This is a genomic window from Nocardia wallacei (genome assembly GCF_029869545.1).
GTDB lineage: Bacteria > Actinomycetota > Actinomycetes > Mycobacteriales > Mycobacteriaceae > Nocardia > Nocardia wallacei_A.
Window position 1 is genome coordinate 15349 of the sequence record NZ_JARWQD010000370.1, and the last position, 14356, is coordinate 29704.

The 14356-nt window shown below is 68.7% G+C and carries 16 protein-coding genes; 10 read left to right on the plus strand and 6 right to left on the minus strand.

Annotated features, from left to right (window positions below; all coding sequences use genetic code 11):
- Nucleotides 1-55: 55 nt before the first annotated feature.
- The gene (locus tag QH290_RS34130) at nt 56-937 is read right to left on the minus strand and encodes a hypothetical protein (protein WP_280263771.1); all 882 of its coding nucleotides are present in this window, start codon (nt 935-937) and stop codon (nt 56-58) included.
- An 81-nt stretch (nt 938-1018) separates the two neighbouring features.
- Nucleotides 1019-1564, minus strand: coding sequence for a hypothetical protein (locus QH290_RS34135; RefSeq protein WP_280387445.1), 546 nt, complete (start codon nt 1562-1564; stop codon nt 1019-1021).
- A gap of 114 nt (nt 1565-1678) precedes the next feature.
- Between QH290_RS34135 and QH290_RS34140 the strand changes: the two genes are divergently transcribed.
- Both QH290_RS34140 and QH290_RS34145 read left to right on the plus strand, forming a co-directional pair.
- Nucleotides 1679-2152, plus strand: coding sequence for an NUDIX hydrolase (locus QH290_RS34140; RefSeq protein ID WP_280263775.1), 474 nt, complete (start codon nt 1679-1681; stop codon nt 2150-2152).
- Between the two features lie 185 nt (nt 2153-2337).
- Nucleotides 2338-3765, plus strand: coding sequence for a HAMP domain-containing sensor histidine kinase (locus tag QH290_RS34145; protein ID WP_280387463.1), 1428 nt, complete (start codon nt 2338-2340; stop codon nt 3763-3765).
- A 50-nt stretch (nt 3766-3815) separates the two neighbouring features.
- On the opposite strand, the gene QH290_RS34150 is transcribed toward QH290_RS34145, so the two are convergent.
- Nucleotides 3816-4487 (minus strand): DsbA family oxidoreductase, encoded by a 672-nt coding sequence (locus tag QH290_RS34150; RefSeq protein ID WP_280387449.1) that lies wholly within the window; start codon nt 4485-4487, stop codon nt 3816-3818.
- 63 nt (nt 4488-4550) lie between these two features.
- Here QH290_RS34150 and QH290_RS34155 point away from each other — a divergent pair, with 63 nt between their 5' ends.
- Entirely contained in the window at nt 4551-4946 is a 396-nt protein-coding gene (locus QH290_RS34155) for a winged helix-turn-helix transcriptional regulator (RefSeq protein ID WP_280263778.1), read from the plus strand.
- 9 nt (nt 4947-4955) lie between these two features.
- Here QH290_RS34155 and QH290_RS34160 read toward each other — a convergent pair whose 3' ends face one another.
- Entirely contained in the window at nt 4956-5654 is a 699-nt protein-coding gene (locus QH290_RS34160) for an NAD(P)-dependent oxidoreductase (protein ID WP_280387451.1), read from the minus strand.
- A 168-nt stretch (nt 5655-5822) separates the two neighbouring features.
- On the opposite strand from QH290_RS34160, the gene QH290_RS34165 reads away from it, so the two are divergent.
- From QH290_RS34165 to clpX, 6 genes are all read left to right on the plus strand, one after another.
- Nucleotides 5823-6536: a TetR/AcrR family transcriptional regulator gene (locus QH290_RS34165; protein WP_280387453.1), complete on the plus strand. Its 714-nt coding sequence runs from the start codon at nt 5823-5825 to the stop codon at nt 6534-6536.
- Between the two features lie 114 nt (nt 6537-6650).
- Nucleotides 6651-7220, plus strand: coding sequence for an FKBP-type peptidyl-prolyl cis-trans isomerase (locus tag QH290_RS34170; RefSeq protein ID WP_280387455.1), 570 nt, complete (start codon nt 6651-6653; stop codon nt 7218-7220).
- A gap of 262 nt (nt 7221-7482) precedes the next feature.
- The gene (gene tig / locus QH290_RS34175) at nt 7483-8874 is read left to right on the plus strand and encodes a trigger factor (RefSeq protein WP_280387456.1); all 1392 of its coding nucleotides are present in this window, start codon (nt 7483-7485) and stop codon (nt 8872-8874) included.
- Nucleotides 8875-9054: 180 nt separating this feature from the next.
- Nucleotides 9055-9663 (plus strand): ATP-dependent Clp protease proteolytic subunit, encoded by a 609-nt coding sequence (locus tag QH290_RS34180; protein WP_280263789.1) that lies wholly within the window; start codon nt 9055-9057, stop codon nt 9661-9663.
- A gap of 29 nt (nt 9664-9692) precedes the next feature.
- Complete coding sequence (locus QH290_RS34185; protein WP_280263784.1) at nt 9693-10361, plus strand: ATP-dependent Clp protease proteolytic subunit; 669 nt, start codon at nt 9693-9695, stop codon at nt 10359-10361.
- Nucleotides 10362-10640: 279 nt separating this feature from the next.
- Nucleotides 10641-11921 (plus strand): ATP-dependent Clp protease ATP-binding subunit ClpX, encoded by a 1281-nt coding sequence (gene clpX / locus QH290_RS34190; protein ID WP_280263786.1) that lies wholly within the window; start codon nt 10641-10643, stop codon nt 11919-11921.
- Nucleotides 11922-12021: 100 nt separating this feature from the next.
- Here clpX and QH290_RS34195 read toward each other — a convergent pair whose 3' ends face one another.
- Entirely contained in the window at nt 12022-12594 is a 573-nt protein-coding gene (locus QH290_RS34195; protein ID WP_280261197.1) for a carboxymuconolactone decarboxylase family protein, read from the minus strand.
- Between the two features lie 321 nt (nt 12595-12915).
- A complete protein-coding gene (locus QH290_RS34200) occupies nt 12916-13509 on the minus strand; it encodes a TIGR03086 family metal-binding protein (protein ID WP_280261195.1) in 594 nt (197 codons plus the stop codon).
- Nucleotides 13510-13578: 69 nt separating this feature from the next.
- Here QH290_RS34200 and QH290_RS34205 point away from each other — a divergent pair, with 69 nt between their 5' ends.
- Nucleotides 13579-14037: a MarR family winged helix-turn-helix transcriptional regulator gene (locus QH290_RS34205; protein ID WP_280387458.1), complete on the plus strand. Its 459-nt coding sequence runs from the start codon at nt 13579-13581 to the stop codon at nt 14035-14037.
- The last annotated feature ends 319 nt before the right edge of the window (nt 14038-14356 follow it).

Sequence of the window (14356 nt, forward strand, 5' to 3'; positions counted from 1 at the left end):
CAGCGGTCTCGGATGTCCTTGCGGCCCCGGCCGATTCGATAGACATGCGAAGCCGTCAGTCGGCCCGGTCCGAATCCTTCTCGCTCGTATCGCGTTTCCTCTCGCCGTCCGCGGATTCCTTCTCGCCGCGGTCGCGATCGTCCCTCCCGGCGGAACTCGCCTCGCCGTCGTCGGGATCCTGCTCGGTCCGGTCCGGGCCTCCGGCGCGCTCCACGATGAACGGGGACCGCCACCGGACGGCCTTGCCCGGATGATCGCGGAGCCACTGGATGGTGGTGACCGCCGCGCAGAGGATCGCCGTGGCCCCGGCCATCAGGGACCAGGCGCTGAGACTGGCGCTGGAGAACTCCGCGGATTTGCCCATGCCGGGAATCACCAAGCGGCCGTTGCCGAAAGCCCAGGTCATCATCGATCCGATCTGGCCGCCGAGGTCGTAGCGGCGTGCGGTCATACCCTTCAGATCCGGGGCCTTGGTGTTGATGTAGACCAGGGCGATCAGGACGAAGACCGCGACGGCCATCGAGGAGATCACCGTGATCCGGGCGATCGCGTCGGAGCGTCGGCGCAGATTGGCGAGGGCCGTGACACACATGACGACGATGCTGCCGCTGGCCAGCAGCGCCCAGAGCCCGAGGATGCGCGCCGGGGCCGGGCCGTGCGTGGACCACGCGTTCATGAGGTTGTTGGTCGCGGTGATGCGGCCGAAGGCGTTGGTGTAGGCGGTCCCGGCGGGGCCGCGCGCGGTGAGCCAGGGCTGGAACAACAGAACGAGCGTGACGATGCCGCCGACCGCGGCGACGCTGTACCCCCAGTTCTCGCGGACGACCTGCAGATACGGCCTCAGGTCGGGATGGCGGCTCACCGCCTCGGGCCGAGGCTCGGGGGTGACGGGCGGGTCGCTCGCGGTCTTGCTCCCGCGCCAGGGAGTCGGCTGCATGTGCCGAGTGTAAGTGCCGGTCAGCGCCGTGCGGCCGGTCGATCAGTCCCGCCTGTGGGAACATCGGCGGCCGTCGGACGGCTATCTGATCGAGATGCCGATGATGCGATTCGCGGTGATCGAACCGTCGCGCTCCCGCTGGCCGTAGGCCATGACCACGGCCCCCTGCCGCACATCGGCCACCCGCGATCCCAGCAGCACGTGGACCCGCGTGCGCTCATCGGTGTGCACGATCGTGTTGACCCCCGAGATGCCGTTGATCTGCAGTGTCGACCCATCGGTCGTGACCACCTTGCCGAAGGTGACCCCGTTGCCGGAGCGGGGCCCCGACGCGGCGGGGCCCGCCTGCGCCTTCGGAGCCTCGACGGCGGGCGCGCTGCTGGTCGTGGCGGGGGCCGCGGGCGATTTCGGCCCGGTCGGTCTGGTCGAGAACATGCTCTGGAACATGACCACGAGAAGTATTGTCACGACCGCGATTCCGATGAGCAGCCCGACGTGGAGGAACCCCCACGGCTGCGGGAAATCCGGCTGCTCCGCATCGGGTGTGGTGGGGGTCGGCTCGGCTTCGAGTTGTTCGGCGGATCGTGCCTCGGGTCGGCCGGACCACGGTGTGGACGAGGCGGTCATAGGTCAAGCGTAGGTAGTTCGGCGCTCCGGCCTGTCGCCACTGGCGGGAGGAGGCATGCCGCAATCACGGTGCGGCAGAACCGATGCCGCAACGCGGTGCGGCAGACTGTGGCCATGAAATTCAGTGCCGGGGTGCTGCTGTTCCGCCGTGCTCCCGAGGTCACCGTGCTGCTCGGACATATGGGCGGGCCGCTGTGGTCGCGCAAGGATCTCGGGGCCTGGTCCATCCCGAAGGGCGAGTTCGACCCCGACACCGAGGAGGACCGGGCCGCCGCCGGACGCGAATTCACCGAGGAGCTCGGGCTGCCGGTGCCCGACGGCGAGTGGATCGCGCTGGGGGAGGTGCACTACGGCAGCGGCAAGGGGAAGAAGCAGGTCCGGGTGTGGGCGGTCGAGGGGGACCTGGATCCGGCTCGGGTGACTCCCGGAACGTTCGAGATGGAGTGGCCGCCGCGTTCGGGACGGACCCAGCGGTTCCCGGAGATCGATCGGGCGGAATGGTTCGACCTGGCCACCGCGCGCGAGAAACTCGGCACCGGTCAGCGGCCGTTCCTGCAGCGCCTCGCCGACCGGCTGCGCGGCGCCTGACCCGGCGCGGAGAAAACACCCAGTGCGCTTCCAGCGAACTCCCAGCTCCGCCCGGTAGAGATGGGGTGCGTGAACAGCGGAATGTGCCGGGGGGCCGGGCGAGCGCGGAGGCGGCGTTGACCGTGCGGGCGGCGCTGGTCCGGCGCCTGTCGGCGGTCCCGCTGCGCATCGGCCTGGTCGTCGCGATGGTGCTGCTGGCGGCGACGGTGCTGGTGGCCTCGGGCATCGCGGTCACCTCGGCGCTGTCGCGGTCGCTGACCGAGCGCACCGACGAGCAATTGCGCGATGCGGCGAACAGCTGGGCGCGGCCGCACCCGATGAAACAGATCACTGTTCCCAGCGGCGCCACCATCTGGGTTCCCGCGGACCTGCCGGGCCCGCCGCCGCGCGAACAGCTGAACACCGATCAGCCGCGACGGTTCTACGAGGTGCGCAAATCCCCCGACGGCCAGACCTACAACACCGGACTGCGGCAACCGGCCGACGGGCCCGATCTGTCGCAGGTGCCGGTCGGCGCGCCGGTGACGGTCGGTTCGGCGGACGGGTCGTCGACGAAGTGGCGGGTGTTGTCGGTGGCCGACGACAGCGGTTCCTCGACGGTCGCGCTGCCGCTGACCGACAACCGGGACACGGTGTCGCGGCTGGTGATATTCGAGATCGGAACCGGTGCGGCGGCACTGCTGGTGCTCGCGGCGGGCGGGTACTTCGTGGTGCGCCGCAGCCTGCGTCCGCTGCGGCAGGTGGAGGAGACCGCGGCGGCCATCGCGGGCGGTGATCTGAGCCGCCGGGTACCGGTGCGCGGTGTCGACACCGAGGTCGATCACCTTGCGCGGTCGCTGAATTCGATGCTCACCCAGATTCAGCACGGGGTCTCGGCGGCCGCGGCCTCCGAGGAGGCGGCGCGGCGATCGGAGGCGAGGATGCGGCAGTTCGTCGCCGATGCCAGCCACGAGCTGCGCACCCCGCTGACCACCATTCGCGGCTTCGCCGAGCTGTATCGCCAAGGGGCGAGCCAGGATCCGCGTCCGCTGCTCGAGCGCATCGAGGCCGAGGCGGAGCGGATGGGGTTGCTGGTGGAGGATCTGCTGATGCTGGCCCGGCTCGACGCCCAGCGTCCGCTACAGCGGGCGCCGGTGGATCTGCTGTCCGTGGCCGGGGAGGCCGTGCACAGCGCCCAGGCCATCGCCACCCGCGAGCCCGGCACCGCGACGCGGGCCATCACCCTCGATATCGCCTCGGGCACGGGCACATTGGAGGTCCAGGGCGATGCCGACCGGCTGCGGCAGGTGCTGGGGAACCTGCTCGGCAACGCCCTCGCCCACACCCCGCCGGAGACTCCGATCACCGTGCGGCTCACGCCGAGCGCCGACGAGGTCCGCATCGATGTGATCGATCAGGGCCCCGGGCTATCCGAGGAAGCCGCCGCCCGGGTCTTCGAGCGCTTCTACCGCACCGATTCCTCGCGCACCCGCGCGAGCGGCGGTACCGGACTGGGACTTTCGATCGTGCAGGCCCTGGTGACCGCGCACGGCGGCCGGGTGAGCGTGGACAGCGAGCCGGGCGCGGGCGCGACGTTCACCGTCGTGCTGCCGCGAGTGCCGCCCGCGCCCTGAACCCGTGTCGGCACCGGCGAGGTGCCGAAATCCTAGCGCGGCTGGGGAACTCACGAATTCTGTGACGCCGCCGCGCCGGAGCCGGACGATACGAGCTGCTCGAGTGCCCGGCGGAAGTCGGCGGGCGGGCGCCCGCCGGAGACGGCGTAGCGCTCGCCGAAGACGAAGGTGGGCACGCCGGAGACGCCGAAGCGGGCCGCCAGCCGCTCGTCGTCGCGGACTTCCTCGGCGAAGTCGGTGCCGCTCAGCATCTTCCGGATGTCGTCGGCGTCGATACCCGCGTCGGTGCCGAGCCGCACGAGCGTCTCCGGGTCGGTGAGGACGGCTCGTTCGCCGGTGTAGGCCCGCATCACCCGCTCCCGGACCGCGTCGCCGCGGCCGATGGCCTCGCCCAGCTTGGTCAGCCGGTGGGCGTCGAAGCTGTTGACGGGGACGGCATTCGGGAGATCGTAGGTGAGCCCGGCCTGCGCGGCGAGGTCGCTCACCATGGCCAGGCGGGCGCGGGCGTCGTCGATCGTCCCGCCCAGGTCGCGATGGTGGCGCTCGAGCAGGGTCTGCCGTGGCTCCCGGCCCATGCCGGGATCGAGTTCGAAGCTGTGCCAGTGGATCTCGACATCGTCGCGGCCCGGGAGGTCGGCGAGCGCGGTCTCGAAGTTGCGCTTTCCGATGTAGCACCAGGGGCACAGGATGTCGGACCAGATGTCGACGCGTGGGGTAACCATGGCACCGACGGTAGGCCAGGAGCTTTCGAAATGTAAGGGCATACCTCGAGGTAAGCTCATGGCATGACGGTTGGTTCCCAGCGTGCGGATGGTGCGGTCCGAGATTTCGATACGGTTTTCCGCCGCGACTGCCCGACCCGGGAGATCCTGGACCATCTGACCGGCCGCTGGGGGCTGCTGGTGCTGGCGGCCCTGCGCCCCGGCCCCCGGCGCTTCTACGAGCTACGCGATCGCATCGACGGCATCAGCGAGAAGATGCTGTCGCAGACGCTGCGCACACTGGACCGCGACGGCCTGGTCGAGCGCACCGTCGAGCCGACCAAACCACCCCGGGTTACCTACGAACTCACCGAACTGGGCGCCGCGGGTGCCGCACACCTGTGCGCGCTGATCGCGTGGATCGGCGACAGCGCGCCCGAGATCGTCGCCGCGCAACTGCGGTTCGACGGATCACGCTGACCGCACGGGTCAGTAGCCGATCGTGAAGCGGCGCTGGATGAATCGCGGCACCTCGATCTCGTCCAGCAGGGCCACGGCCGCGTCATCGAAGGAAATGCGGCTCGTCCCCTCGGCATCGGTCACCGGCTGGTCGGTGCCGATCCGATAGCGGGTGGTGCGTTCGCCGGGGCCGATCTGCTCGGCCGGGCTGAGGTAGGTCCAGTTCCGGTTGGAGGTCCGCAGCACATTCAGCGCATCGCGGTGACCGCGCACCGCGGCAGCGTATTCCCTTGGCAGCCCGATACTTTCGAGTAGTTCGGGCAGCCGCTCGTCGTCGGCGGTGACCCGGCCCGGCTCGGATTCCAGGCTGCCCGCGCCGCCGATCACGATGAGCCGGGTGCGCGGATGCGTGTGGAGTGCGTGCAGCAACGAGTGTGCGACGGTCGCATACACACCGGGGTCGGCAATCGATCTCGCGACCGTATCGTCGAAATCCCTTGCCGCATTGCCGGGTTGGTAACCGCTGATCAGCACGTCCAGCCCGGGGAGCTGCCCGGCGACCGCCGCGCTGTCGAAGACGTCGAGTTCGGCCCAGGTGAGATTGGGATGGGTGTCGGTGGCGCGGGCGAGATCGCGGGTGAACCCCTTGACGTGGTGACCGCGCGTGAGCGCCTCGGCGACGACCTTCCGGCCGATATTGCCGGTGGCGCCGATGATGCCGATGAACATGGTTCTCCTCGTTGATGGTGATACGCCGTGCGAAAACTATACGCCGTGAAGTTTTCGCGCGATGTGGAGTAATCTCACACCCTTGTAGGGTTGCGGCGTGAGCGAGCTTGCGAGTGGACCGGGGACACGGCGAACGGCGCGCAGGACGGAGCTGGGCGGGATGCGGTCGTGAGCGGCGCGGCGCCGACCCGGCGGGAGCGCCGCCGGTCGGAAACGACGACGGAGATCAAGGAGACCGCGCTGCGGCTGATGGCCGCGGGCGGTCCGGGCGCGATCGCACTGCGTGCCATCGCGCGGGAGATGGGCATGACCCCGAACGCGGTCTACAGCTACTTCGCCACCCGCGACGATCTGGTCACCGCCCTGATCCGCGACGTGTACGACGACCTGGCCCGGGCGGTGATCACGGCCCGCGACGACCGCCCCGGCGAGGACGCGGCGGGCCGAATCATGGCGTGGGCGTGTGCTTTTCGCGAATGGTCCCTGGCCAATACCGAGGGCTTCCGGCTGATCTACGGCGACCCCGTGCCTGGGTACCGCCCGCCGGAGGGCGGCGCCGCGCCCGAGGCCGCGCACCGCGTGTGCGCCGGTCTCACCGGCCTGGCCGCCGGTGCCTGGCCGCACGCCGCGAGCGCATACGCCGACAACGGGTTCGAATGGTCGGACTTCGACGCCCACCTCGTCGAGCTCGTGCGGGCCGAATTCCCCGACCTCCCCCCGGCCGCCGTCGCCATCGCCCTGCGCATCTGGGGCCACCTGCACGGCCTGGTCTCCCTGGAGATCCTCGGCCACCTGCGCGCCCAGACCACCAACCCCGACAAGCTCTACCGCACCGAGATCACCCACCTGATCCGCGCCCTGGGCCTCACCCCACCCGGCTGAATCGGCGGCCGCGGGTGGCCTGCGGCCGGATCGGCCGGTGTGCGTGTAGGTTCGGCGCGGCGGCGCTCGGCCGTCGGCCGTGTGGCGGCCGGACCACAGCGAGGGAGGAGCGGCATGCGCTCGATGGGCAGGATCGTGTCGACCGGAATGGTCGCGGCCGCGGTGCTGGTGCTGGCCGCGTGCGGCGGGGACGACAAGTCCGAGACCGGCACCACGACGACCACGTCCGCGGCGGCGGGCTCGCAGGCGCAGGCCGCGCCCCAGGCGAAGCACGGTCGCGAGTGCACCGCCGACGACGTGAAGACCACGGGCGGATTCGGCGAGGCGCCGACCATCACCATCCCTGCCGACTGCGATCCGCCGCAGCAGCTGATCGTCGAGGATCTCGTCACGGGCACCGGACCGGCGGCGGCGCCCGGCCAGCCCCTCACCATGAACTACACCCTGGTCACCTGGTCGGACGGCAAGAAGCTGGACAGCTCCTTCGATCGCAACGAGCCGTTCGAGCTCACCCTCGGCGCCGGACAGGTCATCCCGGGCTGGGACCAGGGCCTCGAGGGCGTGACGCAGGGCACCCGGCGGCTGCTGATCATCCCGCCGAACCTGGGTTACGGGAAGGGCGGCAACGGCATCAAGCCGAACGAGACTCTGGTCTTCGTCACCGACGCGGTCAAGGTGGGGTAGGTCCCGGCGAAAAGCGTGCCGGGAATGAGGGCTGACGGAGTTCGCCGGGAATGCAGGGCTGACGTAGTTCGCCGGGCATGGGGCTGACGTAGTTCGGCGGGAATGAGGGCTGACGTAGTTCGGCGGGAATGCAGGGCTGACGGAGTTCGCCGGGAACACCGGGGCTGGGGCAGTGGCCGCAACCAGGTCGACTAGTCTTGTCGGGATGCGATCGGGGGGACCGACGACGTCAACCAGAGAACAACGAACAAGGAGCATGTCCGTGAAGAGCACCGTCGAGCAGCTGAGCCCGACCCGGGTCCGCATCAACGTCGAGGTGCCCTTCGAGGAGCTGAAGCCGGACTTCGACAAGGCGTACAAGGCGCTGGCCCAGCAGGTGCGCATTCCCGGCTTCCGTCCGGGCAAGGCACCCGCCAAGCTGCTGGAGGCCCGCCTGGGCCGCGGCGCGGTCCTCGAGCAGGTCGTCAACGACGCCCTGCCCGCCCGCTACAGCGAGGCCGTGACCACCTCCGAGGTGAAGGTCATCGGCCAGCCGCAGATCGAGATCACCAAGATCGAGGACGGCGAGGAGCTGGCGTTCAGCGCCGAGGTCGACGTCCGCCCCGAGATCTCGCTGCCCGACTACTCCAGCATCGAGGTCACCGTCGACCCGATCGCGGTCGCCGACGAGGACATCGAGCAGCAGCTGCAGTCGCTGCGGCAGCGCTTCGGCACCCTGAAGAGCGTCGAACGACCGGTCCAGGACGGCGACTTCGTCTCCATCGACCTGGCGGCCACCGTGGACGGCGAGGCGGTCGAGGAGGCATCCACCACCGGCCTGTCGCACGAGGTCGGCTCCGGCCAGCTCATCGAGGGCCTGGACGAGACCCTGATCGGCATGGCGGCCGAGGAGTCCAAGGACTTCACCTCGACGCTGGTCGCGGGCGAGCACGCCGGCAAGGAGGCGGTCATCACCGTCAAGGTGAACTCCGTCAAGGAGCGCGAGCTGCCCGAGGCCGACGACGAATTCGCCCAGATGGCCAGCGAATTCGACACCATCGACGAGCTGCAGGACGACCTGCGCAAGCGGGTCGAGCAGGGCAAGAAGGTGCAGCAGGCCGGGGAGATCCGCGACAAGGTGCTCGAGGCGCTGCTGGACAAGACCGAGGTGCCGCTGCCCGAGGGGGCGGTGCAGGGCGAGATCGACGCCGTGCTGCACGACGCGGTGCACGGCTTCGACCACGACGAGGCCAAGTTCGCCGAGGCGCTGGAGGCGCAGGGCACCTCGCGCGAGGAATTCGACAAGGATTCCAAGCAGGCCGCCGAGCGCTCGGTGAAGACCCAGCTGCTGCTCGACGCCATCGCCGAGTCGGAGAACACCCAGGTCGGCCAGCAGGAGCTGACCGAGCGGATCCTGTTCCAGGCGCAGCGCTACGGCATGTCGCCGGAGCAGTTCATCCAGCAGGTGCAGCAGGCCGGGCAGCTGGGCGCGGTGTTCGCCGACGTCCGCCGCGGCAAGGCGCTGGCCGCCGTGGTCGGCCAGGCGAAGGTGACCGACACCGACGGCAACGGCGTCGACACCGCCGAGATGTTCGGTTCGCCCGATGACGCCGAGGAGGCGGACGCCGCCGACAAGGCCGAATCCGCCGACAAGGCCGAGGCGAGCGCCGAGTAATCCGAGAGCAACCGACAGTGCGGACGATCACCAGGGGTTGCCGAGTTTGCGCTGTCAGCGAAGTGCGGGCGGTACCGGGAGTTCGGTGCCGCCCTGCTTCGTTAGGGTTTGTGAAAGCGAATCAGTCAAGGCCGTGCTTGCGAGCACCGCGCCGGTGAGAGAGGGCAGGAATCCGTGACAATCAATCAGGCAGGGCCGGTCATGACATCCGCGACTGCTGGTCTCAACCTCAGCGATTCGGTGTACGAGCGCCTGCTGCGGGAACGAATCATCTTCCTCGGCACCCAGGTCGACGACGACATCGCCAACAGGCTCTGCGCGCAGATTCTGCTGCTGGATGCGGAGGATTCGCAGCGCGACATCAAGCTGTACATCAACTCGCCGGGCGGTTCGGTGTCCGCCGGTATGGCGATCTACGACACCATGCAGCTCGTCGAGTCCGACATCGCCACCTATGGTCTGGGCATGGCGGCGTCGATGGGGCAGTTCCTGCTGGCCGCCGGGGCCAAGGGCAAGCGCTACGCGCTGCCGCACACCCGGGTCATGATGCACCAGCCGTCGGCCGGTATCGGCGGTAGCGCGGCGGATATCTCGATCTACGCCGAGCAGCTGGCGCTCACCAAGCGGGAACTGAACGAGCTGCAGGCCCAGCACACCGGCCAGACGGTGGAGCAGGTCACCCAGGATGCCGACCGCGACCGCTGGTTCACCGCCCAGCAGGCCCTCGAGTACGGGTTCATCGATCACGTGATCACCCGCGCCTCGCAGGCCAACGGCTCCGCCAGCTAGCTCATCCCACACCGACTTTGGAGACGAAGATGACTGTCACCGATCCCCGCGCCGGCCTGTCCGGCATCGCGCCGGCCAGCCCGCAGTCGCGTTACATCCTGCCGTCGTTCATCGAGCACTCGAGCTTCGGCGTCAAGGAGTCCAACCCGTACAACAAGCTGTTCGAGGAGCGCATCATCTTCCTCGGCGCGACGGTGGACGACACCTCGGCCAACGACATCATGGCGCAGCTGCTGGTGCTGGAGTCGCTGGATCCCGACCGCGACATCACCATGTACATCAACTCGCCCGGTGGCTCGTTCACCGCGCTGATGGCGATCTACGACACCATGCAGTACGTGCGCGCCGATGTCGCGACCGTCTGCCTGGGCCAGGCCGCCTCGGCCGCGGCGGTGCTGCTGGCCGCGGGCACGCCCGGTAAGCGGGCCTGCCTGCCCAACGCCCGCGTGCTCATCCACCAGCCGTCGCTGGAGGGTGGCATCCAGGGCCAGGTGTCGGATCTGGAGATCCAGGCCGCCGAGATCGAGCGGATGCGTCGGCAGATGGAGACCACGCTGGCCCGCCACACCGGCAAGGACGCCGACACCATCCGGAAGGACACCGACCGGGACAAGATCCTCACCGCCGAGGAGGCCAAGGATTACGGCATCATCGACCAGGTGTTCGAGTACCGGAAGCTGAGTGCCCAGAAGAAGTGACGCACAGGGCCTCCCGTCGATTCACGTCGGCGGGAGGCTCACACGAGAAACGTGCCCAAGTTGTCGACCTCCGTCGTATCTACCGGGTACGGTCACTCTAGGGACCTTTGCTCATAGGTTGTCGGCACGGTCGAAGGGCCCGGGCAACACTGCCGGATTTGTGGATATCCGATCGGAGCAGACACTGATCGATGTGCGACGGGTAGCGTTGTTCGGAAGACGGCTTGTCGGCAGCCGGACAGACGGTTGCACGCGGACAAGGAAGTAGGGACCCACAAGATGGCGCGCATCGGTGATGGCGGCGATCTGCTCAAGTGCTCGTTCTGCGGAAAGAGCCAGAAGCAGGTCAAGAAGCTCATTGCGGGACCAGGGGTGTACATCTGCGACGAGTGCATCGATCTGTGTAATGAGATCATCGAGGAGGAGCTGGCCGAGTCCAGCGAGGTCAAGCTCGATGAGCTGCCCAAGCCGGCCGAGATCCGGGACTTCCTGGAGAACTACGTCATCGGCCAGGACACCGCCAAGCGCACGCTGGCGGTCGCGGTCTACAACCACTACAAGCGCATCCAGGCCGGCGACAAGAGTCGCGACGGCCGCGGCGAGCCGGTGGAGCTGACCAAGTCCAACATCCTGATGCTGGGCCCGACCGGTTGCGGTAAGACCTATCTGGCGCAGACCCTGGCGAAGATGCTGAACGTCCCGTTCGCCATCGCGGACGCGACCGCGCTCACCGAGGCGGGATACGTCGGCGAGGATGTGGAGAACATCCTGCTGAAGTTGATCCAGGCCGCCGATTACGACGTCAAGCGCGCCGAGACCGGCATCATCTACATCGATGAGGTCGACAAGATCGCCCGCAAGAGCGAGAACCCGTCGATCACCCGCGACGTCTCCGGCGAGGGCGTGCAGCAGGCGCTGCTGAAGATCCTGGAGGGCACCCAGGCCAGCGTCCCGCCGCAGGGTGGGCGCAAGCATCCGCATCAGGAGTTCATCCAGATCGACACCACCAACGTGCTGTTCATCGTGGCGGGTGCGTTCGCGGGCCTGGAGCGGATCGTGCAGGACCGAGTCGGCAAGCGCGGCATCGGTTTCGGGTCCGAGGTGCGGTCCAAGGCCGAGATCGACACCACCGATCACTTCGCCGACGTGATGCCGGAGGATCTGATCAAGTTCGGGCTGATCCCCGAGTTCATCGGCCGCCTGCCGGTCGTCGCCTCGGTGACCAACCTGGACAAGGACTCGCTGGTCAAGATCCTCTCCGAGCCGAAGAACGCGCTCGTGAAGCAGTACGTGCGGCTGTTCGAAATGGACGGCGTGGATCTGGAATTCACCACCGACGCGCTGGAAGCCATCGCGGATCAGGCGATCCTGCGCGGCACCGGCGCCCGCGGCCTGCGCGCGATCATGGAGGAAGTGCTGCTGCCGGTGATGTACGACATCCCCAGCCGCGACGATGTCGCCAAGGTGGTCGTCAATGCCGACACCGTGAACGACAACGTGCTGCCCACCATCGTCCCGCGCAAGCGCCAGCCCGCCGAGCGCCGCGAGAAGTCGGCCTAGTACTTTTCTCCGATCGTCAGCCCACCGCTGTATCGCGGTGGGCTGACGGCATTTCCACCCGTACTCCGCGCCGGAAATACGGGTGGGTGCCAGGGGTGGGTTACGTGGCCCAGGGCACGCGGCAGGAATCGGTGCTGAAGCCTTGCGCGGTGATGCCCAGTGCCGAATAGGTGCGCGAGCGCGAGTTCTCCAGGGCGATCTGGTAGGTCAGTTCCATGAGGCCCGCGGTGCCGAATCGCTTCTTCAGGTCGGTCACCTGCTCGTCGGTCACCGTGGTCGGGGTGGCGGTCATGGCGTCGGCGTAGGCGATGGCGGCGCGCTCGTCGTCGCTGTAGGACGGCGAGGTCTCGTAGTCGGCGATGTGCTGCAACTTGTCGACGTCGAGGTGGCTCAGCCGCATCAGCATGGCCCCGAAGTCGACACACCACGAGCAGCCGACCGTCCAGGCGACGCGGTAGACCGCGATCTCGCGGATCGCGAACGGGAGTGTGGTGCAGGCCTTCTCGACCATGCCCTCGTGTACCGCGCTGGCGGCCAGCAGCTTCGGGTGGTTGGCCGCCACGGCGAACGGCTCGGGCACCTCGCCGAAGCGGCGCTTGCTGTAGCGGTAGAGCAGGCGGGTGAGGAGCCCGGCCCGCTCGGGGGCGACGGCGGGAATGCGGGTGGTACTCATGGTTTCTCCTTCCGAGGGTGCTATCCCTTGGACGAGAGACCGTCGCCGGGCGTGACGGGTACCGGTTGTGAGCGCCGCCACGGTCCCCGTGGGCCAACGCGATGCGCCCCGGCGACGGGGACGGCTGTGGTCGGGCCGTCCCCGCGGTGAGGAACGCCGTCGGTCCTCGGGTTGCGGCGAGAGACAAGGGCTCGGGTCTCGCCACTCACCGGATGCCGCCGCGGTCGCGCTCGAAACCGTCCCCGCGGCAGAAGGGGGTGTGGCGCTGGCCACACCCGCTGGTCTATTCGGCCCGCGACGCCGGGTGCGTTGGACGTCTGATTACGCGGTCCAGTCGGGGGAGCGGCCGAGGGCGCGCAGGATACGGTCGAGCGGGGTATCGGAATCGGCGGCCGGAAGTGCCCGGGCGAAGGGGGAACCGGGCTGCTCCCGCTGTGCGGTGTCGGGGACGCCGAGCGCGATCTCCAGTGCCGGTTCGGCGAGTTCTTCCTCGAGCACGTACGGCAGTCCGAGCGTGCGGGCCGCATCCCAGCCGTGCACGACGTAGTCGATGAAGTGGAAGCCGATGGCCTGGCCGCCGGGCACGGTGACGCCGGGGCCGAACTCCGGCATGTCGAAGATACGGTCCGGCACGCCGGGCTCGGCGAAGGCGGCGAGGACGTCGGCGGCGGCCTCGGCGTAGGCGGCCGCCGGATCGTCGGCGAGCGGGGTGGTCTCCCAGACCGTGAGGTCGGCGCCGTGGCCGCGGGCGGCGGCCGCGAACCCGCGGTGCTGAACGGTCATGTGGGCCAACAGGTCCGAGAATTTCCACGCGGCACAGGGGGTGGGCCGGTCCAGGTCGGCGGGGGTCAGGCTGGCGACGATCTCGACGCTGTAGTTCACCGCGCGCCGGTTCGGTTCACGAATATCAGGCATACGCTTATCGTAAGCATCTGCATATCATATGTCCATGCTTATTATCTCGGACCGCGTAAATTTGTCCGCATGGCGAAGACGGAGCGTCCCGATCTGGCGGCGATGATCGCGCCGCTCGGCCGCGCCCTGATGGCGGCCGAGCGGCCGATTCTGGACTCGCACGGGGTGAGCATGTGGGCGTACTCGGTGCTGCTGGCACTCGGTCGCGGGCCCGCGCGGGGCCAGGGTGTGCTGGCGGAGGAGATCGGTGCGGACAAGACCCGCATCATCCCGATCCTCGACGATCTGCAGGAGCGCGGGCTCATCGAGCGCCGGCCCGATCCCGCGGATCGGCGGGCGAAGCTGCTGGCCGTCACCCCGAAGGGGCGGGCGCTGGCCGATGCGGCGCAGGCCGACATCCAGGCCATGGAGGAACAGCTGCTGGGTCGGCTGCCAGCCGCCGACCGTCGCGGCTTCCTCAACTCCCTCATCACCCTCGCCGCCCTGCCCCGCGAGGACATCGTCGGCGGGGACGTCACCTCGCCGTGACGGTGCCGGCTCCGGATCGGAATCGGTGACGACCGCAATATCGGCCGCGCCCGTGGACGGGGATCGCCATTGACCCCCCGTGGTTCGCCGTTGAACCTTTATCCCATGTCCGGAAATCGCCTGGGCGGCTTCACTTGTTACGACGGCCCCCTGCCCCCAAAATCATCGCCCCACACAAAAAGCCGTGTGGGGAACGAGGGAGTGAGGCCGTGTGGGGAACGAGGGAGTGAGGACGTGTGGAAAGAGGGTGTGAGGGCGTTGGGCAGAAGGGGGTGTGGAGGTGGGGGGAGCGGGGGAGTGAGGGAGTGTGGAAGCGGGG